This is a genomic window from Huaxiibacter chinensis (assembly GCF_022171985.1).
Taxonomy (GTDB): Bacteria; Pseudomonadota; Gammaproteobacteria; order Enterobacterales; family Enterobacteriaceae; genus Enterobacter; species Enterobacter chinensis_A.
The window spans coordinates 532,353-557,148 of the sequence record NZ_JAJVHF010000002.1; the positions used below are offsets into that span (position 1 = coordinate 532,353).

The 24,796-nt window shown below is 55.2% G+C and carries 23 protein-coding genes; 9 read left to right on the forward strand and 14 right to left on the reverse strand.

The features are described from left to right. Positions 1 to 178: 178 nt before the first annotated feature. A complete protein-coding gene (gene acnB, locus LZP96_RS08310) occupies positions 179 to 2,776 on the forward strand; it encodes a bifunctional aconitate hydratase 2/2-methylisocitrate dehydratase (RefSeq protein ID WP_064324859.1) in 2,598 nt (865 codons plus the stop codon). Positions 2,777 to 2,967: 191 nt separating this feature from the next. Next, positions 2,968 to 3,330: a protein YacL gene (gene yacL / locus LZP96_RS08315; protein WP_064324860.1), complete on the forward strand. Its 363-nt coding sequence runs from the start codon at positions 2,968 to 2,970 to the stop codon at positions 3,328 to 3,330. Between the two features lie 30 nt (positions 3,331 to 3,360). Here yacL and speD read toward each other — a convergent pair whose 3' ends face one another. The 3 genes from speD to LZP96_RS08330 form a co-directional block, all read right to left on the reverse strand. Beyond that, on the reverse strand, positions 3,361 to 4,155 hold the full coding sequence (gene speD, locus LZP96_RS08320; RefSeq protein ID WP_064324861.1) for an adenosylmethionine decarboxylase: 795 nt from the start codon (positions 4,153 to 4,155) through the stop codon (positions 3,361 to 3,363). A 1-nt stretch (position 4,156) separates the two neighbouring features. Beyond that, positions 4,157 to 5,026, reverse strand: coding sequence for a polyamine aminopropyltransferase (gene speE, locus LZP96_RS08325; RefSeq protein ID WP_064324862.1), 870 nt, complete (start codon positions 5,024 to 5,026; stop codon positions 4,157 to 4,159). 116 nt (positions 5,027 to 5,142) lie between these two features. Continuing rightward, the gene (locus LZP96_RS08330; RefSeq protein ID WP_064328066.1) at positions 5,143 to 5,490 is read right to left on the reverse strand and encodes a YacC family pilotin-like protein; all 348 of its coding nucleotides are present in this window, start codon (positions 5,488 to 5,490) and stop codon (positions 5,143 to 5,145) included. A gap of 144 nt (positions 5,491 to 5,634) precedes the next feature. On the opposite strand from LZP96_RS08330, the gene cueO reads away from it, so the two are divergent. Further along, positions 5,635 to 7,194 (forward strand): multicopper oxidase CueO, encoded by a 1,560-nt coding sequence (gene cueO, locus LZP96_RS08335; RefSeq protein ID WP_064324863.1) that lies wholly within the window; start codon positions 5,635 to 5,637, stop codon positions 7,192 to 7,194. 361 nt (positions 7,195 to 7,555) lie between these two features. Here the strand turns inward: cueO and LZP96_RS08340 are convergent, their stop codons facing one another. Then, entirely contained in the window at positions 7,556 to 9,946 is a 2,391-nt protein-coding gene (locus LZP96_RS08340) for a glucose/quinate/shikimate family membrane-bound PQQ-dependent dehydrogenase (RefSeq protein WP_064324864.1), read from the reverse strand. Between the two features lie 205 nt (positions 9,947 to 10,151). Between LZP96_RS08340 and hpt the strand changes: the two genes are divergently transcribed. Beyond that, complete coding sequence (gene hpt / locus LZP96_RS08345; protein ID WP_064324865.1) at positions 10,152 to 10,688, forward strand: hypoxanthine phosphoribosyltransferase; 537 nt, start codon at positions 10,152 to 10,154, stop codon at positions 10,686 to 10,688. A 178-nt stretch (positions 10,689 to 10,866) separates the two neighbouring features. Here the strand turns inward: hpt and can are convergent, their stop codons facing one another. Beyond that, positions 10,867 to 11,529, reverse strand: coding sequence for a carbonate dehydratase (gene can, locus LZP96_RS08350; RefSeq protein WP_064324866.1), 663 nt, complete (start codon positions 11,527 to 11,529; stop codon positions 10,867 to 10,869). 107 nt (positions 11,530 to 11,636) lie between these two features. On the opposite strand from can, the gene LZP96_RS08355 reads away from it, so the two are divergent. The 4 genes from LZP96_RS08355 to LZP96_RS08370 all read left to right on the forward strand — a co-directional run bounded on the left by LZP96_RS08355 (position 11,637) and on the right by LZP96_RS08370 (position 15,189). After that, positions 11,637 to 12,563: an ABC transporter ATP-binding protein gene (locus LZP96_RS08355; RefSeq protein ID WP_064324867.1), complete on the forward strand. Its 927-nt coding sequence runs from the start codon at positions 11,637 to 11,639 to the stop codon at positions 12,561 to 12,563. After that, the gene (locus LZP96_RS08360; RefSeq protein ID WP_064324868.1) at positions 12,560 to 13,330 is read left to right on the forward strand and encodes an ABC transporter permease; all 771 of its coding nucleotides are present in this window, start codon (positions 12,560 to 12,562) and stop codon (positions 13,328 to 13,330) included. Before LZP96_RS08355 ends, LZP96_RS08360 begins: the two co-directional genes overlap by 4 nt. Positions 13,331 to 13,437: 107 nt before the next feature. Then, entirely contained in the window at positions 13,438 to 13,878 is a 441-nt protein-coding gene (locus LZP96_RS08365; RefSeq protein WP_064324869.1) for a PTS sugar transporter subunit IIA, read from the forward strand. 63 nt (positions 13,879 to 13,941) lie between these two features. Next, complete coding sequence (locus tag LZP96_RS08370) at positions 13,942 to 15,189, forward strand: polysaccharide deacetylase family protein (RefSeq protein WP_064324870.1); 1,248 nt, start codon at positions 13,942 to 13,944, stop codon at positions 15,187 to 15,189. 3 nt (positions 15,190 to 15,192) lie between these two features. Here the strand turns inward: LZP96_RS08370 and panD are convergent, their stop codons facing one another. The 9 genes from panD to thpR form a co-directional block, all read right to left on the reverse strand. Beyond that, positions 15,193 to 15,573: an aspartate 1-decarboxylase gene (gene panD, locus LZP96_RS08375; protein WP_064328067.1), complete on the reverse strand. Its 381-nt coding sequence runs from the start codon at positions 15,571 to 15,573 to the stop codon at positions 15,193 to 15,195. A gap of 110 nt (positions 15,574 to 15,683) precedes the next feature. Beyond that, positions 15,684 to 16,538: a pantoate--beta-alanine ligase gene (gene panC, locus LZP96_RS08380; protein ID WP_064324871.1), complete on the reverse strand. Its 855-nt coding sequence runs from the start codon at positions 16,536 to 16,538 to the stop codon at positions 15,684 to 15,686. A gap of 11 nt (positions 16,539 to 16,549) precedes the next feature. Beyond that, positions 16,550 to 17,341, reverse strand: coding sequence for a 3-methyl-2-oxobutanoate hydroxymethyltransferase (gene panB, locus LZP96_RS08385; protein WP_064324872.1), 792 nt, complete (start codon positions 17,339 to 17,341; stop codon positions 16,550 to 16,552). A 121-nt stretch (positions 17,342 to 17,462) separates the two neighbouring features. Next, positions 17,463 to 17,942, reverse strand: a complete 480-nt coding sequence (gene folK / locus LZP96_RS08390) for a 2-amino-4-hydroxy-6-hydroxymethyldihydropteridine diphosphokinase (RefSeq protein WP_064324873.1) — start codon at positions 17,940 to 17,942, stop codon at positions 17,463 to 17,465. Further along, positions 17,939 to 19,336, reverse strand: a complete 1,398-nt coding sequence (pcnB, locus tag LZP96_RS08395; RefSeq protein WP_071892334.1) for a polynucleotide adenylyltransferase PcnB — start codon at positions 19,334 to 19,336, stop codon at positions 17,939 to 17,941. The genes folK and pcnB overlap by 4 nt, the downstream gene beginning before the upstream one ends. A 51-nt stretch (positions 19,337 to 19,387) precedes the next feature. After that, positions 19,388 to 20,278: a tRNA glutamyl-Q(34) synthetase GluQRS gene (gene gluQRS, locus LZP96_RS08400; RefSeq protein WP_064324875.1), complete on the reverse strand. Its 891-nt coding sequence runs from the start codon at positions 20,276 to 20,278 to the stop codon at positions 19,388 to 19,390. Between the two features lie 64 nt (positions 20,279 to 20,342). Further along, positions 20,343 to 20,798, reverse strand: coding sequence for an RNA polymerase-binding protein DksA (dksA, locus tag LZP96_RS08405; RefSeq protein WP_012016093.1), 456 nt, complete (start codon positions 20,796 to 20,798; stop codon positions 20,343 to 20,345). A 176-nt stretch (positions 20,799 to 20,974) separates the two neighbouring features. Beyond that, positions 20,975 to 21,679, reverse strand: a complete 705-nt coding sequence (gene sfsA, locus LZP96_RS08410) for a DNA/RNA nuclease SfsA (RefSeq protein WP_258925821.1) — start codon at positions 21,677 to 21,679, stop codon at positions 20,975 to 20,977. Between the two features lie 13 nt (positions 21,680 to 21,692). Further along, a complete protein-coding gene (thpR, locus tag LZP96_RS08415; RefSeq protein ID WP_064324877.1) occupies positions 21,693 to 22,223 on the reverse strand; it encodes an RNA 2',3'-cyclic phosphodiesterase in 531 nt (176 codons plus the stop codon). 73 nt (positions 22,224 to 22,296) lie between these two features. On the opposite strand from thpR, the gene hrpB reads away from it, so the two are divergent. Then, positions 22,297 to 24,726: an ATP-dependent helicase HrpB gene (gene hrpB / locus LZP96_RS08420; protein WP_064324878.1), complete on the forward strand. Its 2,430-nt coding sequence runs from the start codon at positions 22,297 to 22,299 to the stop codon at positions 24,724 to 24,726. Positions 24,727 to 24,796: the final 70 nt, after the last annotated feature.

A 24,796-nucleotide genomic window follows, 5' to 3' on the forward strand; every position in this document is an offset into this window, starting at 1 on the left:
ATTATTTAATGTTGCTTTTTTGTAAACGGATTAACACTGTGCAGAAATCCTGCTATGCTGCCCGACGCGGTATCGGGCATGTACCCTACTAAACTGCTGTCTCACAGGAGCGTGAAGAGAACCGCCCAATACACAATGTGTATGCCGCAATATGACAATGAGAGCGAGGAGAACCGTCGTGCTAGAAGAATACCGTAAGCACGTAGCAGAACGTGCCGCCGAGGGAATTGTACCCAAACCTTTAGATGCAACCCAAATGGCCGCGCTCGTCGAGCTGCTGAAGAACCCGCCTAAGGGCGAAGAAGAATTCCTGTTAGATCTGTTGATCAACCGTGTACCGCCTGGCGTAGATGAAGCTGCCTACGTAAAAGCTGGATTCCTTGCTGCCATTGCCAAAGGCGAAGCGACCTCTCCACTGGTTACTCCTGAAAAAGCGATAGAACTGCTCGGTACCATGCAGGGTGGTTACAATATTCACCCGCTGATTGACGCACTGGATAACGATACGCTGGCACCCATTGCCGCGAAAGCGCTCTCATCGACGCTGCTGATGTTTGATAACTTCTACGATGTGGAAGAAAAGGCCAAAGCCGGCAACGTCTACGCGAAGCAGGTGATGCAGTCCTGGGCCAATGCCGAATGGTTCCTGAATCGTCCAGCTATGGCCGAAAAAATCACCGTGACCGTCTTCAAAGTGACGGGTGAAACCAACACCGACGACCTGTCTCCGGCACCGGATGCATGGTCTCGTCCCGATATTCCTCTGCACGCGCTGGCGATGCTGAAAAATGCCCGTGATGGTATCGAGCCGGATCAGCCTGGCAGCGTGGGCCCGATTAAACAGATCGAGGCCCTGCAGCAGAAAGGCTTCCCGCTGGCCTACGTCGGTGACGTAGTGGGTACCGGTTCTTCACGTAAGTCCGCGACCAACTCCGTGCTGTGGTTTATGGGCGATGATATCCCTCATGTGCCAAACAAGCGTGGCGGTGGTCTGGTACTCGGCGGCAAAATCGCGCCAATCTTCTTCAATACCATGGAAGATGCGGGTGCCCTGCCCATTGAAGTGGACGTGAACAACCTGAACATGGGCGACGTGATTGACGTGTACCCGTTCAAAGGCGAAGTGCGTAACCACGAAACCAATGAACTGCTGGCAAGTTTCGAGCTGAAAACCGACGTGCTGATCGACGAAGTGCGTGCCGGTGGCCGTATTCCGCTGATCATCGGTCGTGGCCTCACCACCCGCGCACGCGAGGCGCTCGGTCTGCCACACTCAGATGTGTTCCGTCAGGCGAAAGACGTGGCGGAAAGCAGCCGCGGTTTCTCACTGGCACAGAAAATGGTCGGCCGTGCGTGCGGCGTAGCGGGCGTGCGTCCTGGCGCATACTGCGAGCCGAAGATGACCTCCGTGGGTTCTCAGGATACCACCGGTCCTATGACCCGTGATGAACTGAAAGACCTGGCGTGCCTGGGCTTCTCATCCGATCTGGTGATGCAGTCGTTCTGCCACACCGCGGCGTATCCAAAGCCGGTTGATGTGACCACCCACCACACGCTGCCTGATTTCATCATGAACCGTGGCGGTGTCTCTCTGCGTCCGGGCGACGGCGTTATCCACTCGTGGCTGAACCGCATGCTGCTGCCTGATACCGTGGGTACCGGCGGTGACTCTCATACCCGTTTCCCGATTGGGATCTCCTTCCCGGCAGGCTCAGGTCTGGTGGCCTTTGCCGCTGCGACCGGTGTGATGCCGCTGGATATGCCTGAGTCGGTGCTGGTGCGCTTCAAAGGGAAAATGCAGCCGGGGATCACCCTGCGTGACCTGGTGCATGCGATCCCGCTGTATGCCATCAAACAAGGGCTGCTGACCGTTGAGAAGAAAGGCAAGAAAAACATCTTCTCTGGCCGTATCCTGGAAATTGAAGGTCTGCCGGATCTGAAAGTCGAGCAGGCGTTTGAGCTGACCGATGCCTCTGCTGAACGTTCTGCGGCAGGCTGTACCATCAAGCTGAATGAAGCGCCGATCGTGGAGTATCTGAGCTCTAACATCGTGCTGCTGAAGTGGATGATTGCCGAAGGCTACGGCGATCGCCGTACGCTGGAGCGCCGTATCCAGGGCATGGAAAAATGGCTGGCGGATCCGCAGCTGATGGAAGCCGATGCTGACGCGGAATACGCGGCGGTGATCGACATCGATCTGGCGGATATCAAAGAGCCAATCCTGTGTGCACCAAACGATCCGGATGATGCGCGTCTGCTGTCTGACGTGGCGGGGGAGAAAATCGATGAAGTCTTCATCGGCTCCTGCATGACCAACATCGGTCACTTCCGTGCGGCAGGTAAACTGCTCGACAGCCACAAAGGCCAACTGCCGACCCGTCTGTGGGTAGCGCCTCCAACGCGTATGGATGCAGCCCAACTGACCGAAGAAGGCTACTACAGCATCTTTGGTAAGAGCGGCGCGCGTATCGAAATCCCGGGCTGTTCACTGTGTATGGGTAACCAGGCACGCGTGGCGGATGGCTCGACGGTAGTGTCGACCTCAACGCGTAACTTCCCGAACCGTTTAGGGACCGGGGCGAACGTCTTCCTGGCCTCTGCGGAGCTGGCGGCGGTCGCGGCGCTGATCGGTAAACTGCCTACAGCGGAAGAGTATCAGACCTTCGTTGCGCAGGTTGATAAGACGGCGGTAGATACCTATCGTTACCTGAACTTCGATAAGCTGGATCAGTACACTGAGAAAGCGGACGGCGTTATCTTCCAGACGGCAGTCTAAACTGCAAAACCGTCTCCGTGGAGACGGTTTTTAGTGTGTTCATCCTCTCCCACGGGAGAGGAACAGGGTGAGGGCATCAGGCCGCAGGGTCTTGCTCTCACCTTTTTATTTTCATTCCTCCCGCCTCCCACGCTTTTTTTCTTCCTCGCTGCTGCGATAATTACGCTAATGGCTTTGCAGAGGAAAATACAATGGATTACGAATTTCTGCGCGACATCACCGGTGTGGTGAAGGTGCGTATGTCGATGGGCCACGAAGTGGTGGGACACTGGTTTAACGAAGAGGTGAAAGAGAACACCGCCTTACTGGATGAAGTGGAGCAGGTGGCGCGTACGGTGAAAGGAAGCGAGCGCTCCTGGCAACGTATCGGGCATGAATATACCCTGTGGATGGATGGCGAAGAGGTCATGGTGCGCGCCAACCAGCTTGAAATCTCAGGCGATGAGATGGAAGAGGGGATGAGCTATTACGACGAAGAGAGCTTCTCGTTGTGTGGCGTAGAAGACTTTTTACAGGTGGTGGCCGCTTACCGCGAATTCATGCAGCAGAAGTAAATGCCGGAGCCTCCGTGCCCCGGGCGCGGTTTACACGGCTGGAATGTTTCGGCCGTAGTAAATTTCGCGCATCTCTTTCCAGAGCAGGTCGGTAATGACCTTACGCTCATCTTCGCTCAAATCTTCCGGCCGGGTGTGGAACATGTAGTGCTTCAGGTCGAACTCCTTCAGCATCATCTTGGTATGGAAGATATTTTCCTGATAGACGTTCACATCCATCATGTCATACAGCGCTTTCATGTCCTGTGACATAAAGTTCTGAATAGAGTTAATCTCATGATCGATAAAGTGTTTCATGCCGTTGATATCACGGGTGAAGCCGCGCACGCGATAGTCTACGGTCACAATGTCCGACTCAAGTTGATGAATGAGATAGTTCAGGGCATTGAGGGGAGAAATAACGCCGCAGGTAGAGACTTCAATATCCGCACGGAAGGTACACAGGCCGCCTTCCGGATGGCTCTCGGGATAGGTGTGTACGCAGATATGGCTCTTATCCAGATGGGCAACCACCGCTTCAGGCAGCGGGCCCGGATGTTCTGAGGGGTCAATCAGGTGAGGCTCTACCGGCTCCTCACTGACCAGGATCGTGACGCTTGCGCCCTGCGGCTCATAGTCCTGACGGGCAATGTTGAGAATATTGGCCCCGATAATGGAGCAGGTCTCCGACAAAATCTCGGTCAGGCGATTGGCATTGTAGAGTTCATCGATATAGGCGATATAACCATCGCGCTCTTCTGCTGTTTTAACGTAGCAGATATCGTAGATACAAAAACTCAGGCTTTTGGTCAGATTATTAAAGCCATGCAGTTTCAGCTTTTTCAATTTAGCTCACCTCCTTAGAGGACAGGGCATCTTGCAGATACTGCGGCAAGGCGAAGGCTGCCGTATGCACGGCGGGATTGTAGTAACGGCACTTCAGGCCGAGCTGGTGGAAGCGCGCGGCGATAATTTCACTCGAGAGATGGCGCAGCGCTTTGTTATCCGTCGCCCAGGCAAAGGTCATGATGCCGCCGTAATAGGTTGGAATCGCCGCCTGATAGAAGCTGGCATCACCAAAATAGTGGCTGAGTTTGCGATGGCTGTCGATGGCTTCATCCTGCTGCAGGAAGCAGACACCGTTCTGCGCAACGAAAATGCCGCCGGGATTCAGGCAGCGCTTACAGCCTTCGTAGAAGGACGAGGTAAACAGCGAAGCGCCCGGGCCGACAGGGTCGGTGCAGTCGGAGATGATCACATCAAAGGTTTGTTCGGTCTGGTTAACAAAGTTAACGCCATCGTCGATCACCAGCTTAAAGCGCGGATCGTCGTAGCTTCCCGCGTTGTGGTTGGGCAGATACTGGCGGCAAAAGGAGACGACGCCCGCATCGATCTCAACCATGGTGATGGTTTCGATAGATTTGTGACGAGAGACTTCACGAAGCATGGCGCCATCGCCACCCCCGATAATCAACACGTGTTTTGCATGTCCATGCGCCAGCAGCGGCACGTGGGTCATCATTTCGTGATAGATAAACTCATCCCGCTCGGTGGTTTGCACCACGCCATCCAATGCCATGACGCGGCCAAAAGCGGCATTTTCAAAAATGATCAGATCCTGGTGGTCGGTTTTTTCGTGATAAAGCACGTTATCAACGGCAAAGTACTGACCAAACTGGTCATGCAGCGTTTCATGCCACACTGTGTTATCGGTCATCGGTTGACTCCTCCTTCGTTAACATCCGTTACACCCATGCAAAACAGGCGCAACATCATAGCCAACAACGACCGCGCATGCACGGTCATCATTTCAACAAAGGGGCGTCGGGAAGGTTACTTAACGTAGGCGAGCAGGCTCAGCGAATCGCGGGCCAGCGCTTTGCATTTTTTCGCGACAGGAATGCCAATGCCGCTTAAGTCGCGGTAACTGTCTTCACCGAGCGCCTTCATGTCAAAGCTATCGTAGTTGCTGAGATCCCATTGGTTCTGCTGGGCAAAAAAGACCAGTGCGCGACGAATCTGCCCATTGGGTAAATTCTGGTAACCGCAATCATTCTTCAGGAATACAAAAACCGCCGTTAAATCGGCCATATCTTCGGCTTCATTTTCACTCAGCGCATAACTGTTCGCACTCATAGCCATCAGGCTGCCGAACAAAATTGTCCTGAAAAACGTCTTCATTGCTTCTACCACTGCATCACGGAAAATTAACGTTAGCATACTTGATGCCAGGGCGACGATATTTATTATTACGGCTTCACTTGACCTTCCGGTTAGGGGAGGGTTTAAGCTCAAAATATCGCCTGCACGAAAAAAGGAATGGACATGCAACGCCGTGATTTTTTGAAATATTCAGCCGTACTGAGTGCCGCCAGCACATTACCGCTCTGGAGCCGTACCGTTTTTGCCGCCGACAGACCCGCGCTGCCGATCCCGGACCTGTTGACCGCTGACGCGCAAAGCCGCATCCAGTTGGTGGTTCAATCGGGCACCAGCACGTTTGGCCCTCACCGCGCCACGACCTGGGGTTACAACGGTAACCTGCTGGGACCGGCGTTGAAGCTTTCCCGTGGTAAGGCGGTGACGGTGGATATTCACAATACCCTTCAGGATGAAACCACGCTGCACTGGCACGGCCTTGAAGTGCCCGGCGAGGTGGATGGCGGGCCGCAAGGGGTCATCCACGCAGGCGGTAAACGCTCGGTAACCTTTACGCCGGATCAACGTGCAGCAACCTGCTGGTTCCATCCGCATCAGCACGGTAAAACCGGTCATCAGGTGGCGATGGGACTGGCAGGCCTGGTGCTGATTGAAGATGATGAAAGTCGTCTGCTTCGCCTGCCAAAGCAGTGGGGGATTGACGATGTCCCGGTCATCGTTCAGGACAAGAAATTCACCGCGGACGGGCAGATCGATTATCAGCTGGACGTCATGAGCGCGGCGGTAGGCTGGTTTGGCGATACGCTGCTGACCAATGGTGCCCTTTACCCGCAGCACGCCGCCCCGAAGGGCTGGTTGCGCCTGCGCCTGCTCAACGGCTGTAATGCGCGCTCGCTCAATTTTGCCACCAGCGATCGGCGTCCGATGTACGTGATTGCGAGCGACGGTGGTCTGCTGGCTGAACCCGTTAAGGTGAATGAATTACCGATGCTGATGGGCGAGCGCTTTGAAGTGCTGGTGGATATCAGTGACGGTAAAGCCTTTGATCTGGTCACGCTCCCGGTCAGCCAGATGGGAATGGCCGTCGCACCGTTCGATAAACCGCATCCGGTGCTGCGCATTCAGCCGCTGCTGGTCACTGCCTCGGGTGAGATGCCGGATACGCTGGCAACACTTCCGGCGCTGCCCACGCTTGAAGGATTAACGCAGCGGAATCTTCAGCTTTCCATGGACCCAATGCTCGACATGATGGGCATGCAGGCGCTGATGAAAAAATACGGCGACCAGGCGATGGCGGGAATGCACCATGGAAACATGATGGGCCATATGAATATGGACCACGGGAAAATGGGCGGCATGGATCACGGCGGGCATGGATTTGATTTCCACAATGCTAACCGGATCAACGGCAAGGCGTTTGATATGAACACGCCGATGTTTGCCGCGACGAAAGGGCAATTTGAACGCTGGGTGATTTCAGGCGAAGGCGACATGATGCTGCATCCGTTCCACATCCACGGGACGCAGTTCCGTATTTTAACTGAAAACGGCAACGCGCCTGCGGCTCATCGTTCGGGCTGGAAAGATACGGTACGCGTGGAAGGCGGCATCAGTGAGGTGCTGGTGAAGTTTGACCATGACGCACCGAAGGCGTTTGCCTACATGGCGCACTGTCACCTGCTGGAACATGAAGATACGGGGATGATGCTGGGGTTCACGGTTTAGACCCCTGCGGTCTGATGCCCTCACCCCGGCCCTCTCCCACGGGAGAGGGGGAAAAGACAAAAATGGCAACCGAGGTTGCCGTTTTGCGTAGACCCTGTGCGGTCTGTTGCCCTCACCCCGGCCCTCTCCCACAGGGAGAGGGGGGAAAGACAAAAACGGCAACCGAGGTTGCCGTTTTGCATTGACCAGTGCGGTCTGTTGTCCTCACCCGGGCCCTCTCCCACGGGAGAGGGGGAAAGACAAAAACGGCAACTGAGGTTGCCGTTTTACATTGACCAGTGTGGTCTGTTGTCCTCACCCGGGCCCTCTCCCACGGGAGAGGGGGAAGACAAAAACGGCAACCGAAGTTGCCGTTTTGCTTTTATTTTGCTTCGTCAGGTAAAGCATACGCGACAATATAGTCGCCCATCTTCGTGCCAAACGAACCGTGACCGCCCGCAGAGATGACAACGTACTGCTTGCCATTCACTTCATAGGTCATTGGCGTCGCTTGTCCACCTGCTGGCAGACGGCCTTGCCACAGTTTCTCACCGTTGGACATGTTGTACGCGCGCAGATAGTTATCTGCGGTTGCTGCGATGAACAGCACGTTACCCGCGGTAGAAATTGGGCCACCCAGCATTGGCATACCCATGTTGAACGGCACGGGAACAGGCATCGGGAACGGCATGCTATCCTGTGGGGTACCAATACGTTTCTTCCAGACCACTTCATTGGTTTTCAGATCCGTTGCTGCGATATAACCCCAGGCAGGCTGTTTACACGGCAGGCCAAACGGTGAAAGGAACGGATTCAGCGTAACGCCAAACGGTACGCCATACTGCGGCTGAATACCCGCTTCGGTACCTGAACCTTTCGCATCCTTCGGTGGTTCCATCGGGTTGCCCGGGCCACGTGGGATCAGCTTAGAGACAAACGGCAGCGCCATCGGGTTGGCAATAGCCACCTGACGGTTTGGATCAACCGAGATACCGCCCCATTCGAACATCCCCAGGTTCCCCGGGAAGACCAGCGTGCCTTGCTCAGACGGCGGGGTAAAGATGCCTTCATAGCGCAGCTGATGGAACATCACGCGGCAAACCAGCTGGTCAAACATCGTGGCGCCCCACATGTCTGCACCGGTCAGGTCTTTCTTCGGACGGAAGCTCAGGTCAGAGAAGGGCTGGGTTTTGGTGACATAATCGCCTTTCGCTGCGCCCTGTGGCACCGGTTTTTCTGGCGCAGGGACAACCAGCTTCCCGTTGCTGCGATCCAGTACGAAGATGTTACCGGTTTTTGCGGGTGCATAAATGACCGGAACGGTTTTACCGTTAACGGTGATGTCAGCCAGCGTTGGCTGGGATGGCATGTCCATATCCCACAGATCGTGGTGAACGGTCTGGTAGCTCCACGCCAGTTTACCGGTGGTCGCATTCAGCGCCACGATAGAGCTGGCATAACGCTCCTGCTCAGGCGTACGGTTACCGCCCCAGATATCTGGCGTAGTCACGCCCATCGGCAGGTAAACCAGGTCCAGCTTCGCGTCATACGCCGCCGGTGCCCAGGAGTTAGGCGAGTTGAAGGTAAAGGTGTGTTCATCCGATGGGATCGCGTTAGGATCTTTCGCGCCCGGGTCGAAGGCCCACAGCAGTTTACCGGTGTTCACGTCAAAACCACGGATGACGCCCGAGGTTTCGCGGGTGGAGAAGTTATCGGTGACCGAGCCGGCAATCACGATCGTTTTATCGGTGATGATTGGCGGTGAGGTTGGCTCATACAGACCTGGCGTCGTGTCCGGCATATTGGTCTGCAGGTTGAGGATGCCTTTATTCCCGAAGGTTTCGCACAGCTTGCCGGTTTCTGCGTTGACGGCAAACAGACGACCGTCGTTGACGGGCAGGATAATACGGCGAGGACAGTCAGCCACCACTTCCGGGCTGGCATTATCAGCGCGCGCTTCGTGGTAAGAGACACCACGGCAGGTCACGTGCTGGAACGTCGGGTTGGAGTTCAGCTGCGGATCGAAGTGCCATTTCTCTTTACCGGTGGCCGCGTCAAGCGCGAACAGACGCTGGTGCGCCGTACACAGATAAAGCATGTCGCCCACTTTGATTGGGGTCACTTCGTTGGTCAGTTCACCCGGATCGTTTGCCGTTGGCAGGTCACCCGTGCGGAATACCCAGGCTTCCTTCAGGTTCTTCACGTTGTCAGCATTGATCTGCTTCAACGGAGAGAAACGCTGACCTTCCTGGTTACGCCCATAGGCAGGCCAGTCGGCGTCAGGAATGTCAGAAATGGCTGCTGCTGGCGTGGACTCAGCACTCAGGGTACCGTTCACTTCCTGCGGGTCGTTGAAGCCTGCCCAGGTGAGCATGCCGCCACTGATCAACAGTGCGACAACCAGCGCCGCTACGGCACCGTTGGACGGCACAAGCAGTCGACGCCAGACGAACGGCAGAATCAGCCAGACGCCGAAGAAGACGATGATGTCGCTGCGTGGCGTTAACGCCCAGAAGTCGAAGCCGACCTCCCAGACGCCCCACACCATAGTGGCGAGCAGAAATGCTGCATATAGCCACAGGGCCGCACGCTTACCGCGCCACAGCATAAAGGCCACGCCAAGCATGACCAGGCCAGCGATAGGATAATACCAGGAGCCGCCGATTGCGACTAACCAGGCTCCGCCCGTTAACAGGTAAAGTCCGCAGAGAGCTGCAAACAACGCTGTCAGGGTCACGAGTAAACGCGACCGTTGAGGATGTGTTTCCGCCATAGAAAGTTACTCTTAAGTTTTGTTAAAATTTTGATAGCAATTAATTATAGGTATTAACAAGTGTGATCGGAATCACAAAATGAGCTTTTATTAACGCATGCGCCAGGCGGGGGGATTTGCTGGTATAATGCTTTGCTTGTGATTCAGTGCCGGACGCAGATCTGCCGGTATTGAAAGAGTGTTTTAAAATCATACGGTTAGTAAAATGAAACATACTGTTGAAGTGATGATCCCGGAAGCGGAGATCAAAGCGCGTATCGCCGAATTAGGTCGTGAAATCACCGAACGTTACAAAGAAAGCGGCAGCGATATGGTGCTGGTTGGACTGTTGCGCGGCTCATTTATGTTCATGGCTGACCTGTGCCGTGAGGTTCAGGTATCCCATGAAGTCGATTTTATGACCGCCTCCAGCTACGGCAGCGGTATGTCGACCACCCGTGATGTGAAAATCCTGAAAGACCTGGACGAAGATATTCGTGGTAAAGATGTGTTGATCGTTGAGGATATTATCGACTCCGGCAATACGCTCTCTAAAGTACGCGAAATCCTGAGCCTGCGTGCGCCAAAATCACTGGCGATTTGTACTCTGCTGGATAAACCCTCGCGTCGAGAAGTTGACGTACCGGTCGAGTTTATTGGTTTCTCGATTCCGGACGAATTCGTGGTGGGTTACGGCATTGATTACGCCCAGCGCTATCGCCATCTGCCGTATGTCGGCAAAGTGGTGTTGCTGGACGAGTAAGGTAGGTTGGGTGCGGGCTGCTGGCTTCAGTGGTCTCAGTGGGCTCAGTGGCCTCAGTGGCCTAAGTATGTGCGCGCTGATGCCCTCACCCCGTCCCTCTCCCACAGGGAGAGGGGGAAAACATCAAAAAAGGCAACGTGCGTTGCCTTTTTGCTTTCACCTCGTTGCCTTTTTGCTCTTATTTATGATTAACGTGCTTGAGCTTGAGGTTGGCAATCCCGGAACGGTAGCGCTGTTCCAGGGTTTCCCGGTTGGTGGCGGTGACTTCCAGATTGCGCAGCAATCCGTCATGAATGCCATAGGCCCAGCCGTGAATCGACACTTTTTGCCCGCGTTTCCAGGCCGACTGCATAATGGTTGAATGGCCCAGGTTATAAACCTGCTCCATGACGTTAAGTTCGCACAGGGTATCAAGGCGGCGCTCCTGGGGCATTTCGCCCAGCAGTGAGCTATGTTTGAACCAGATATCCCGAATGTGCAGCAGCCAGTTGTCGATTAAACCCAGCTCCAGATTATCAATGGCTGACTGTACGCCGCCGCAGCCGTAGTGGCCACAAATGATAATATGTTCGACTTCGAGGACGTCGACCGCATACTGGACGACGGAGAGGCAGTTAAGGTCGGTATGAATGACCAGGTTTGCAACGTTACGATGGACGAACAGTTCGCCAGGTTCAAGGCCGGTTAAACGTTCGGCCGGGACGCGGCTGTCAGAGCAACCAATCCATAAAAAGCGTGGATTTTGCGCTTGTGCCAGTTTTTCAAAAAATCCCGGATCCTCTTCTATCAGCATTTTTGACCATAGTGCATTGTTGCTGATGAGTGTATCTATGTCATTCATAGAGGTTAACGACCTGTAACCGAGTAATTGCGTTGCGCTAATATAGGGTAACTGGGCTTTTATTGAAACCACACAACGTGTGTCAGAACTATAGGTAAGTTGAATTCATGACTATCGCACTGGAGCTTGAACAGCTCAAAAAAGTCTATCCGGGCGGCGTTCAGGCGCTGCGTGGTATCGACCTGAAAGTCGAAGCGGGGGACTTCTACGCACTCCTGGGGCCAAACGGTGCCGGGAAATCCACCACAATCGGCATTATTAGTTCTCTGGTGAATAAATCCTCCGGCAAGGTGTCGGTATTTGGTTACGATCTGGAAAAAGATGTCGTGAACGCCAAGCGACAGCTCGGGCTGGTGCCGCAGGAGTTTAACTTTAACCCGTTTGAAACCGTGCAGCAGATCGTCGTCAACCAGGCCGGTTACTACGGGGTAGAGCGCAAAGAGGCGCAGGAGCGCAGCGAAAAGTACCTTAAGCAGCTCGATCTGTGGGAAAAGCGTGACGAACGTGCGCGGATGTTATCCGGTGGGATGAAGCGCCGTTTAATGATTGCCCGTGCGCTGATGCACGAGCCGAAACTGCTGATTCTGGATGAACCAACGGCGGGCGTCGATATTGAACTTCGTCGCTCAATGTGGGGATTTTTAAAGGATTTGAACGACAAAGGCACCACCATCATCCTGACCACGCACTATCTCGAAGAGGCCGAAATGCTCTGCCGTAATATCGGGATTATTCAGCGCGGCGAGCTGGTGGAAAACACCTCGATGAAGAACCTGCTTTCAAAACTGAAGTCGGAAACCTTTATCCTCGATTTGGCGGCCAAAAGCGCGCTGCCAAAGCTTGAAGGGTATCAATATCGTCTGGTGGACACCTCCACGCTGGAAGTGGAAGTGCTGCGCGAACAAGGCATTAACAGCGTGTTCTCGCAGCTGAGCGCGCAGGGTATTCAGGTTCTGAGTATGCGCAATAAAGCCAACCGACTGGAAGAGCTGTTTGTCTCTCTGGTGAATGATAAACAAGGAGAGCAGGCATGACGCATCTGTATTGGGTGGCCCTGAAGAGTATCTGGGCTAAAGAGATCAACCGGTTTATGCGTATCTGGATCCAGACCCTGGTACCGCCGGTCATCACCATGACGCTCTACTTTATCATTTTCGGCAACCTCATAGGCTCACGCATTGGCGAGATGCATGGTTTCAGCTACATGCAGTTTATCGTGCCGGGCCTGATCATGATGGCGGTGATCACCAACGCCTACGCCAACGTGGCATCCTCGTTTTTCAGCGCGAAGTTCCAGCGCAATATTGAAGAGCTGCTGGTAGCGCCTGTGCCAACGCATGTCATCATTGCCGGCTATGTCGGTGGTGGCGTGGCAAGGGCACTGTGCGTGGGGGTTCTGGTCACCGCGATATCGCTGTTCTTTGTGCCGTTCCATGTGCACTCATGGCTGTTTGTCGGTCTGACGCTCCTGATGACCGCGATACTGTTCTCGCTGGCAGGGCTTCTGAACGCGGTCTTTGCCACCACCTTTGATGATATCAGCCTGATCCCGACCTTTGTCCTGACGCCGTTGACCTATCTTGGCGGGGTATTCTACTCCCTGACGCTGCTGCCGCCGTTCTGGCAGGCGTTGTCACACCTGAACCCGATTGTGTACATGATCAGTGGTTTCCGCTTTGGCTTCCTGGGCATTACCGACGTTCCGCTGTTTACGACGGTCGCGGTGCTGGCCGTCTTCATCATTGCGTTCTACATTCTGTGCTGGTATCTGATCCAGCGCGGACGCGGGCTGCGCAGCTAATCTTCTCACCCGGCGGGATTGTCTCCGCCGGGTGCTTTTCTTTGACTGCAATCACCGACACCCAGGCTTACCCTCGCTACACTACTCGCCTGCAAAGGAGAGAGACTATGCTCGGCTGGGTAATCACCTGTCATGATGACGAAGCGCAAAAAATTCTGGATCGTCTGGAAACAAAATTCGGCCCGCTGGCGCAATGCCAGGCGGTTAACTACTGGCGCGGCCTGAGTACAAATATGCTCAGCCGTATGATGTGCGATGCCCTGCATCAGACGGACACGGGCGACGGGGTGATCTTTTTGACCGATAAGTCGGGTGCAGCCCCTTATCGCGCGGCGGCACTGTTGAGCCATAAACATGACAACTGTGAAGTCATCTCCGGCATTCAGTATGGTTTACTGGAAATGATGTATCCGCTTCGGGAAACGCTTAACAGCGCCGAATTTCGCGATGCGTTAGTCGGGCAGGAAATCCCGGGCGTCAGCAGCCTGTGGCATCAGCAACAGAAAAACCCGCCTTTTGTCTTGTTGCATGATCTGTATAAGAATTAAACGTGGGTATTGATGCCGCTTTTGCTACAATAAGCGCTGATTTTTCGCATCGATTAATATCCCATGTTCACTCGTGTTGTTTTCCTCGTTCTGCTGTGCTTTTCCGGCAGTGTTTCTGCAAGCCTGGTGAGCCATGAAGGGCTTCCGGCTCAATATATGCAAACCACTGAAGATGCGGCCATCTGGGCGCAGGTGGGAAATAACGTCATCAATGTGGGCAATGTTCTTGCAGGACAAATTATTGCCGTGGCCCCTACGGCGGCGGATTATTATGAATTCCGCTTTGGCTTTGGCACCGGATTTATCGATAAAGATCATCTGGAAATGGTGCAGGGTAAGCAGCGGGTCCAGGATAATCTGGGCGATCTGAACAAACCTCTGAGCAACCAAAACCTGATCACCTGGAAAGACACCCCGGTCTATAACGCCCCGAGCAGCGGCAGCGCGCCGTTCGGGACGCTCAGCGCGAATCTGCGTTATCCCATTCTGAGTAAATTAAAAGACCGGCTTAATCAGACCTGGTATCAAATTCGTATTGGTCACCGCCTGGCCTGGATCAGCAGCCTCGATGCCCAGGAAGACAACGGTCTGCCGATATTGACCTATCACCATATCCTGCGTGATGAAGAGAACACCCGTTTTCGTCATACCTCCACCACGACCAGCGTGCGGGCCTTTAATAACCAGATGGCCTGGCTGCGCGATCAGGGTTACACCACGCTGACGATGTACCAGCTGGAAGGGTATGTCCGCAATAAAATGAATCTGCCCGCCAAAGCGGTAGTGATCACCTTTGACGATGGTCTGAAGTCGGTCAGCCGCTATGCCTACCCCATATTAAAAGAGTACGGTTTTCAGGCGACGGCGTTTATCATCTCGTCGCGCATTAAAGGCCATGCGCAAAAGTGGGACCCTAAATCGCTGCAATTTATGAGCGTGGCAGAGATCAAAGGCATTCAGGATGTGTTTGATATCCAGTCACATACGCATTTTTTGCATCGCGTCGACGGGGCTAAACATCCCATCTTACTCAGCCGCAGCTACCATGTGACGCTGTTTGATTTTGAACGTTCACGCCGGGCGCTGGCGCAATTTAACCCGCATGTTCTCTATCTCTCTTATCCGTTTGGCGGTTACGACGATAAAGCGGTGAAAGCGGCGAACGATGCCGGTTTCCACCTGGCGGTGACCACGGTCAAAGGGAAGGTAAAGCCGGGGGACAATCCGTTCTTGTTGAAACGTCTGTACATCTTAAGAACGGATTCGCTGGAGACCATGTCGCGGCTGATCAGCAATCAGCCGCAGGGGTAGGACTCAGGCAACCTGAACCGGAATGGCTTTTGCCGTCCGTTTCATGTCATTGTCGCCGTCAAAATAGGCCACTTTAGGCTGCCAGCGGCGTGCTTCTTCGTCGGACATCATGACGAAACTCGCGATAATCACGATATCGCCCACGTCGGCACAATGCGCTGCCGCACCGTTGACGGAGATGATTTTAGAGCCGCGTTCAGCCGCAATGGCGTACGTGGCGAAGCGTTTACCGTTCGTCACGTTCCAGATATCAATGGCTTCGTTTTCAAGAATCCCGGCCGCATCAAGGAAATCCTGATCAATCGCACAGGAACCTTCGTAATGCAGGTCTGCCTGCGTCACTTTGACACGGTGAAGCTTGCCTTGCAGCATCTTGCGAATCATAACGTTACCTTTACTCTTCATACGCACCCTCTCCGGTGAGAGGGAAGGGGGAGGGGAGAGGTTCCCCTGGCAAAATAACAGCGCAGTATTGCCCGACGTTACGTCGATGTCTACTCCGCCAGCTCAACCACTTTGTTGTCGATCAGACGGGCCTGACCCAGCCTTGCCGCCACCAGGATGACCGCACGTTTGCTGGCTCCGGTTAAGGGCAGAAGCGTATCGGCATCGCGAATTTGCACGTCATCGGAACGAAGTCCTTTATCGTTCATCGCCTGCTCAGCAAGGGCAACGATCTCTTCAGGCGTTAACGCCTTCGCGATAAGCTGTTCTGCCATGGCGTTCATGACTTTGCTTAAGCCCGGGGCAATTTTGCGCTGTTCTGCGGTGAGATAGCCATTACGGGAGCTTAACGCCAGGCCGTCTTTTGCGCGCACGATCGGCACGCCAACAATTTCGATGTCGTAACCCATGTCGGCAACCATTTTGCGAATCAGCGCCAGCTGCTGGTAATCCTTTTCGCCAAAGCAGGCGATGTCGGGCTGCACCAGATTAAACAGTTTACTGACGATGGTAGAGACGCCACGGAAGTGACCCGGACGGCTTGCCCCCTCCAGCATGGTCGAAATGCCTGGAACGTCGACGTAGGTGGCCTCTTCTGTGCCCTGCGGATAAATATCCTCGGGGGCCGGAGAGAATACAAAGTCCACGTGGCGTTTGTTCAGCTTCTCGCAGTCTTCCTGCAAGGTGCGCGGGTAGCGCGCCAGATCGTCTGCCCGGTCAAACTGCATAGGGTTGACGAAAATCGTTACCACGACCACATCAGCGCGGGCCCTGGCTTCGTCGACCAGCTTCATATGGCCGTCATGCAGATTGCCCATGGTGGGAACAAGGGCAATACGTTTACCTTCCAGTCGCAGGCGACGGATATGCTGACGTAGCAGCGGGAGGGTTTCAATGATTAGCACACCTGAACTCCTTAATGGAAACTGTGTTCTTCACCCGGGTAGACACCGGATTCAACCTCGGCAATATACTGCCTGACCGCCGCGCGCATGTCGCCCGCCGTTGTCAGGAAATTCTTTGCGAACTTGGGAATATGCCCGCCGGTAATACCGAACGCGTCGTGCATCACCAGGATTTGACCGTCGGTGACATTGCCTGCCCCAATGCCAATCACCGGAATGGAGAGTGCTTCGGTTACGCGTTCTGCCAGCGCCACCGGAACGCATTCCAGAACCAGCAGTTGCGCCCCTGCGGCTTCCAGCGCCAGCGCATCGTCCAGCAGCGTCTGCCCGGCATCGCCACGGCCCTGTACCTTATAACCACCGAAGATATTCACCGACTGCGGGGTCAGGCCCAGGTGACCGCACACGGGGACGGCACGCTCAGTCAGCATTTTTACCGTGTCCACAAGCCAGGCACCGCCCTCGATTTTGACCATATTTGCGCCCGCACGCATCACGGTGGCTGCGTTTTCAAAAGCCTGTTCTGGGGTCGCATAGGCCATGAAAGGCAGGTCGGAAAGCAACAGACACTGGGGAGCGCCGCGGCGGACTGCGCGCGTGTGGTAGGCAATATCTTCGACCGTCACCGGCAGCGTAGAATCATGTCCCTGTACCGTCATCCCTAACGAATCACCCACCAGCATGACGTTGATGCCTTCGTCGGCAAACAATTTGGCGAAGCTGTAGTCATATGCCGTGATGGTGGCAAAGCGTTTCTTTTCCTGTTTGCATTTCTGCAGCAAGGAGACAGTGGTTGGTTTCATAATGTTTCCTGATGGCCCAAAACGAATCTTTGCGCATTCTAACAGTAACATTCGGGGGAACAATGATTTTAGGCAGCCGTTTAATCACAAACTATGAATGATGTTTCGGTGCGTCAGAGGATCACCAGAGGGTCGGTTTTTCGGCGTTGAGGTGCTCTAAGACCGCCTGGAGAGATTCGCCGGTCGGGAAGGTCAGCTGAGGGGCAATTTCAATCAACGGCCAGAGCATAAAACCGCGATTTTTCATGTCGTAGTGAGGAACCGTCAGGCGCCCGGTGCGGATAATCGCGTCGCCAAACAGCATAATATCGAGATCGAGCGTACGGGGGCCCCAGCGCTCGGCTTTACGTTCCCGCCCTTGCTGCAGCTCAATACGCTGAGTGTTATCCAGCAGCGATTCTGCATCAAGCGCGGTTTCAAGCGCTACGGCAGCATTCAGGTAATCAGGCTGATCCTGAGGGCCAAGCGGCGGCGTGCGGTAGAACGACGACACCGCCACAATGCGGCTTTGCGGAATGTCCGCGAGAGCCTGAATGGCAGCATTCACCTGCTCCAGCGGAGCAGATAAATTGCTGCCTATGGCGATATACGCCAGGGTCACGCAGAACCTTCGCGACGCGGCGCGCGTTTGCGCGGACGGCGATGGCGACGACGTTGTTCAGGCTCGTCATCCAGGCTGGTGAGCATGCCTTTTTGTTCCGGCGGCGCAGAGACCTGGAATTCACTCCACCACGTCACCAGTTTTTGCAGCTCCTGGTTGTTTTCAACCTCGGCGCGCAGGGCCAGCAGATCGTAGGCGGCACGGAATTTAGGATGCTCCATCAGCTTCCAGGCGCGTTTACCCTGACGACGCGACATACGCAGCTGAAGCTGCCAGATGTCGCGCACCAGCGAGGTAATGCGTTTTGGAATCGCCAGCGTACGGCAGGCTTCATCCAGCACGTCATTCGCGGCCAGCGCAAATGCGTCGTAGTAGGCCAGCCCGCTCTCCTGAGCGATCTTTTCTGCGGTTTCCAGTAATGGATACCAGAACATCGCGGCAAAGAGGAATGCCGGATTAACGCGCATGTCGTTATGAATGCGGTTATCGGTGTTTTTGAACACCTGGGCAATCATGCGCTCCATCGGGCTATCACCGCTTTCGGTGAAATAGCGCACGATAGTCGGGAACAGTGGCTGGAACAGGCTGTATTCACGCAGCAGTTTGTAGGTTTCATAAGCGTAGCCGGCCTGCAGCAGCTTCAGCGCCTCTTCAAACAGACGTGCCGGTGGCACATCGTTGATCAGCGTCGCCAGGCGCGGAATCGGCTCAGCCGTTTCCGGGCTGATTTTCATGTTCAGCTTGGCGGCAAAACGCACGGCACGCAGCATGCGAACGGGATCTTCACGGTAGCGCGTTTCCGGATTACCAATCAGGCGAATCACGCCGTCTTTTAAATCCTGAACGCCGCCAACGTAATCGCGTACGGCAAAATCAGCCACGCTGTAATAGAGGCTGTTAATGGTGAAGTCGCGACGCTGGGCATCTTCTTCGATGGATCCAAAAATGTTATCGCGCAGCAGCATGCCGTTCTGGCCGCGCTGAGAGGTCGTGCGATCCGTCGGGCTGCCTTCGTGATGACCACGGAAGGTGGCGACTTCAATAATTTCCGGCCCAAACATGACGTGGGCGAGACGGAATCGACGGCCAACCAGACGGCAGTTGCGGAATAATTTACGCACCTGCTCAGGCGTTGCGCTGGTCGTCACGTCAAAATCTTTCGGTTTTTTGCCGAGCAGTAAATCGCGAACGCCGCCGCCCACGAGATAGGCCTCGTAGCCTGCTTTATTCAGACGATAGAGCACCTTGAGCGCATTTTCACTGATATCTTTGCGGGAAATAGTGTGCTGCTCACGCGGGATCACCGACATACGGGATTGCGCAATAGCGTCATTCGCCATGCTCTCTTCGCGGCTTAGCACCTTACGGCAAAAATTAGCGACTCGGGTAAAAATGGTACACCTCGTAGTGTGTTTTATTTATCAGGACAAAAAAATAGCGGCTAATCATAGCTCAGCGCAACGCGTTTGAGAATGCTGGATTTTAGGCACCTTCTGGAGCGTCCAGTTGGCGACGGCCATTTTCAGCAATTCTTCCGTGCGCAAATCCTGCCATTCGTTCGTTACATTTTGGTTGAGAAATCGCAAAGCGTCGATTAAAACCGGGCGCGGATCGCCGTGGGGCAACGCCGGCGCGTGGTTTTGTTTCGAAAGCTTATTCCCCTGCGCGTTCACCGCCAGCGGCAGATGGATATAATCCGGGACATCCCAGCCAAACTGCTGGTAAAGGGAGATCTGGCGAACGGTCGGTTCAATCAAATCAGCGCCGCGAACAATTTCCGTGACGCCCTGAAAACGATCGTCGACCACAACCGCCAGGTTATAGGCAAATAAACCGTCGCGACGATGAATAATAAAGTCTTCCCGCGCCAGACGTTCATCCGCATGGATATCACCCAGCAGCAGATCGCGAAAGTGCGTCACCGGATTGTGTTGCTTCAGACGGATCGCGGCATTATCAGGGCCGTTATTCAGCGTACGACAATGACCGTCGTAAACGCCGCCCACGCGTTGAATGCGCGCCCGGGTGCAGGTGCAGTAATAGGACAGCTTCTGCTGATAAAGCCAGGCCAGCCTTTCACGGTAGGCATCGTGACGCTGAGATTGCCAAAGCACCTCACCGTCCCATTGCAGGCCGTAATGTTCCAGCTGACGCAAAATGGTATTTGCCGCACCGGGAACTTCACGGGGGGGATCGATATCTTCAATACGGACACGCCAGATGCCTTGTCGGGCACGGGCTTGCAGGTAGCTGCCCAGCGCGGCAATTAATGAGCCGAAGTGCAATTCGCCGGAAGGGGATGGCGCAAAGCGCCCAATATAGTGTGAGTCAGACATATCAACAGTAATAAGGCGGGAGCAACTCCCGCCTTTTTAAATAAGCGTCATGACAGAACTGGAATTAACCAGCCATCTGTTTTTCGCGGATTTCAGCCAGCGTTTTACAGTCGATGCACAGATCGGCAGTCGGACGCGCTTCGAGGCGACGAATACCAATTTCTACACCGCATGATTCGCAGAAACCGAAATCTTCGTCTTCAACTTTTTTCAGCGTTTTCTCGATCTTTTTAATCAGCTTGCGTTCGCGGTCACGGTTACGCAGCTCGAGGCTGAACTCTTCTTCCTGAGCGGCACGGTCGACCGGATCCGGGAAGTTTGCAGCTTCGTCCTGCATATGAGTAACGGTGCGATCCACTTCATCCCTAAGTTGATTACGCCATGCTTCAAGAATACGCTTGAAGTGAGACAGCTGGGCTTCGTTCATATACTCTTCGCCCGGCTTCTCTTGGTACGGCTCCACCCCAGCGATGGCGAGAATACTCAGGGACGATGTTTTACGGTTTTGCCCTTCTTGCATGTTGCTTCTCCTTAACACGCACTATCGATCCCCGTGTTGGGGGAAAAATCAGGTCGCTATAAATAGCAGATGCTTTTCCGTAAGGCAATTATCTAAACGTAACACTTGACAAGCCTGTGAGGAAAAGCGTATTTGCGCACGCGGCCAGAACACCAATTAATCAATCGTCTACCCTCTTATAACACAACGGGAAGAGCCGATCTCAGAGTCATACTTTCGGCAGAAAGTTCCGCTTTCCAGGCGAAAACCTCTACCCCCTGCTTTTGTGCCTCATGCAACAATTGTGCGTATTTCGGGTCAATGTGGCGAGCGGGCGAAAAACGTTCAATGGCTGAATGCAGCACGGCAAACAACAGCACGGCGCGTTTACCCGCCGCTGCAACGCTGATTAACTCTCGCAAATGCTTTTGGCCGCGTAGCGTTACCGCATCTGGAAAGTAGCCCTTTTCCTGTTCCGCCAACGTCACTGATTTGACTTCAATATAGCACTCAGGACGGTCCTCCGCCTGTAGCATGAAATCAATTCTGCTTCCTTCGTCGCCGTATTTCACTTCGCCTTTCATCGCGGTGTATCCCACAAGCTCAGGCAGGCGATTGTCGGTGAGCGCTTCTTTCACCAGCATGTTAGCGCGCAGGGTGTTCACGCAGATAAACGCCCCTTGCCGGGTCTCGGTGATCTCCCAGGTATGGGCGTATTTTCGTTTCGGATTGCTGGAGGTGGAGTACCAGACGGTATCACCCGGCGTCGCGCATCCGGTCATCGCGCCTGTATTAGGACAGTGCAGCGTTAGCGTTTCTCCGGCAGGGGTGACCACGTCAGCAAGAAAACGTTTATACCGCTGAATCAGCGTCGCGGGCTGTAGCGCGGGGATAAACTTCATGGTGATTCCTTGTTTATTCGTTAAGCGTCCAGCGCTGTAGCGGGCGATAGCGTGTGCGTCCCTGTCCTGAGACGGATTCATACAGCACGAACTCCGTCACCGGAAACGACCAGCTAAAACCGGGCGGCGGAATGGCGACGGCGTGGCTGGCATGGCGCAGCAGGGTGATATGCGGATGAAAGGGCTGTGGACTTTGATAACAGCCGCTACGCGCCGCCTGGGCACGCAACAGGTTCGCCAGCTGCAGCAAGCCCCGGGGCGGCTGACGCGTCCCCAGCCAGACTACACGTGAACGCAGCCACTGGCCGGCGTCGTCAAGATGCAGCGTAAAGCCCGGCTGGCGAATACGACCCGCCATCGCTGCCAGCGCGCGCTGTTTATCGGCGCTGACGTCGCCCAAAAAGGCCAGGGTCATATGCAGGCTTGCCGCCGCAACCGGTCGTCCCGCTTCGGGAGGGAAATGCCCGGCGCGCCAGCGAACGATCTGTCGCGGGAGAGGGGCGGGGATTTCAATGGCAAAAAACAGCCGTTTCGACTCAGACATAAGGGGGACTCGGTAATGATATGGCGCGATGCTACAATGTACGCCGACGAATGTTAACCCTCTGGAGTTGTTAGTGTCCTCTTTGCCGGTCGCCGCCGTACTGCCTGAGCTACTCGCCGCCTTACAACACGCCCCCCAGGTTTTGCTTAACGCTCCCACGGGCGCGGGGAAATCGACCTGGCTGCCGTTGCAGATCCTCAATGCGGGCGACATTCAGGGAAAAATCATCCTGCTTGAACCGCGCAGGCTGGCAGCCCGTAACGTGGCCCAGCGGCTGGCTGAATTACTGAACGAAAAACCGGGTGAGACCGTAGGCTACCGCATGCGCGCCGAAACCTGCGTCGGCCCCGGCACGCGTCTGGAGGTGGTGACCGAAGGGATCCTCACCCGAATGCTGCAAAACGATCCTGAGCTGAGCGGCGTCGGTCTGGTGATTCTGGATGAATTCCATGAGCGCAGCCTGCAGGCCGATTTAGCGCTGGCGCTGCTGCTGGACGTGCAGCAGGGATTGCGTGACGATCTGACGGTACTCATCATGTCCGCCACCCTGGACAATGCCCGCCTTAAGCAACGCCTGCCCGATGCGCCAGTCATCACCTCCGAAGGCCGGGCTTATCCGGTTGAGCGTCGCTATCAGCCGCTCTCCACCCAGCACCGCTTCGATGAAGCTGTCGCCATTGCCGCGGCTGAATTGCTGCGCCACGAATCCGGTTCCATGCTCCTTTTTTTACCGGGTGTCGGTGAGATTCAGCGCGTTCAGGAACACCTTTCGGGACGAACGGGGACCGATGTGATCCTCTGCCCGCTGTACGGCGCGCTGCCGTTGATCGAACAGCGAAAGGCGATCCTGCCTGCGCCTGCGGGGCAGCGAAAAGTGGTGCTGGCGACCAACATTGCTGAAACCAGCCTGACCATTGAAGGCATCCGGCTGGTGGTGGATACGGCGCAGGAGCGGGTGGCGAATTACGATCCGCGCACCGGCTTAACCAAATTACTGACTCAGCGTACCAGCCAGGCGTCGATGACGCAGCGCGCGGGCCGTGCGGGTCGACTGGAGCCTGGAATATGTCTGCACTTAATCAGCGCTGAGCAGGCCGAACGCGCCACGGCACAGACGCCGCCGGAGATCTTACAAAGCGATCTTTCAGGCCTGGTGATGGAGTTGCTGCAGTGGGGCTGCCCGGAGCCGGCGCAGCTGACCTGGCTTGATACGCCTCCGGCCGTCAACCTGGCGGCCGCCCGTCAGTTATTGACCCAGCTTGGCGCCCTGGAGGCAGGCCGTTTATCGTCAAAAGGCCAAAAAATGGCGGCGGTGGGCAACGATCCTCGCCTGGCAGCGATGCTGGTAGCGGCCCGCAATGCGGACGAAATAGCGACGGCAGCAAAACTCGCCGCTATTCTCGAAGAACCGCCGCGCGGGGGGGCAAGCGATCTGGCGAACGCGTTTTCTCGCCCTCAGCCCAACTGGCAGCAGCGGGCAAAACAACTTTGTCAGCGGCTTAAAAGCCACGGCGGCTCGGCGGACAGCGCTGAGATACCGCGCTTATTAGCGCAGGCGTTCCCCGATCGCATCGCCCGCAGACGGGGTCTGGACGGACGTTACCAGCTGGCAAACGGAATGGGCGCCATGCTCGATCGGGAAGATGCCCTGACGCGGCATGAGTGGCTGATTGCGCCGCTGCTGTTGCAGGGGAATCAGTCACCGGATGCGCGTATTTTGCAGGCGATTGCGGTGGATATTGATGCCCTCACGCGTGCCTGCCCGTCGCTGGTTGAACAATCTGACACGGTTGAATGGGATGAGGCGCAAGGCACACTGAAGGCGTTTCGGCGCAGTCAGATTGGACGCCTTACGCTCAGCGTGAGGACTCTGGCGAAGCCCTCTGAGGAAGAGCTGCATCAGGCCATCTTAAATGGCCTCCGCGATAAAGGGCTGGGCGCGCTAAACTGGACCCCAGAGGCAGAGCAGTATCGCCTGCGGCTACAGTGTGCCGCGCGTTGGTTGCCCCAGTTTGCCTGGCCGTCAGTCAGTGACGAAGCGCTTCTGGCCTCACTTGAAGCATGGTTGTTACCACAAATGGCCGGTGTACACTCGCTTCGTGCCCTGAAAGCGCTCGATGTGAAGGCTGCGTTACAAAATTTACTGGAGTGGTCATTACGTCAACGTCTGGATAGTGAACTGCCCACGCATTACACTGTGCCGACCGGAAGCCGGATAGCGATTCGTTATCATGAAGATAACCCACCGGCGCTGGCGGTCCGCATGCAGGAAATGTTCGGCGAGGCGATAACGCCGGCCATTGCAGAAGGCCGCATTCCGCTGGTGCTGGAGCTGCTTTCGCCTGCGCATCGCCCGTTACAGATCACCCGTGATTTAGGTGCATTCTGGGCGGGGAGCTACCGTGAGGTGCAAAAAGAGATGAAAGGGCGTTACCCGAAACACGTCTGGCCGGACGACCCGGCGAACACCGCACCGACGCGGCGGACGAAGAAGTATTCGTAGAGTAAGTGCGGGCTGATGCCCTCACCCCGGCCCTCTCCCACGGGAGAGGGAGAAAAGACATAAATTTGAG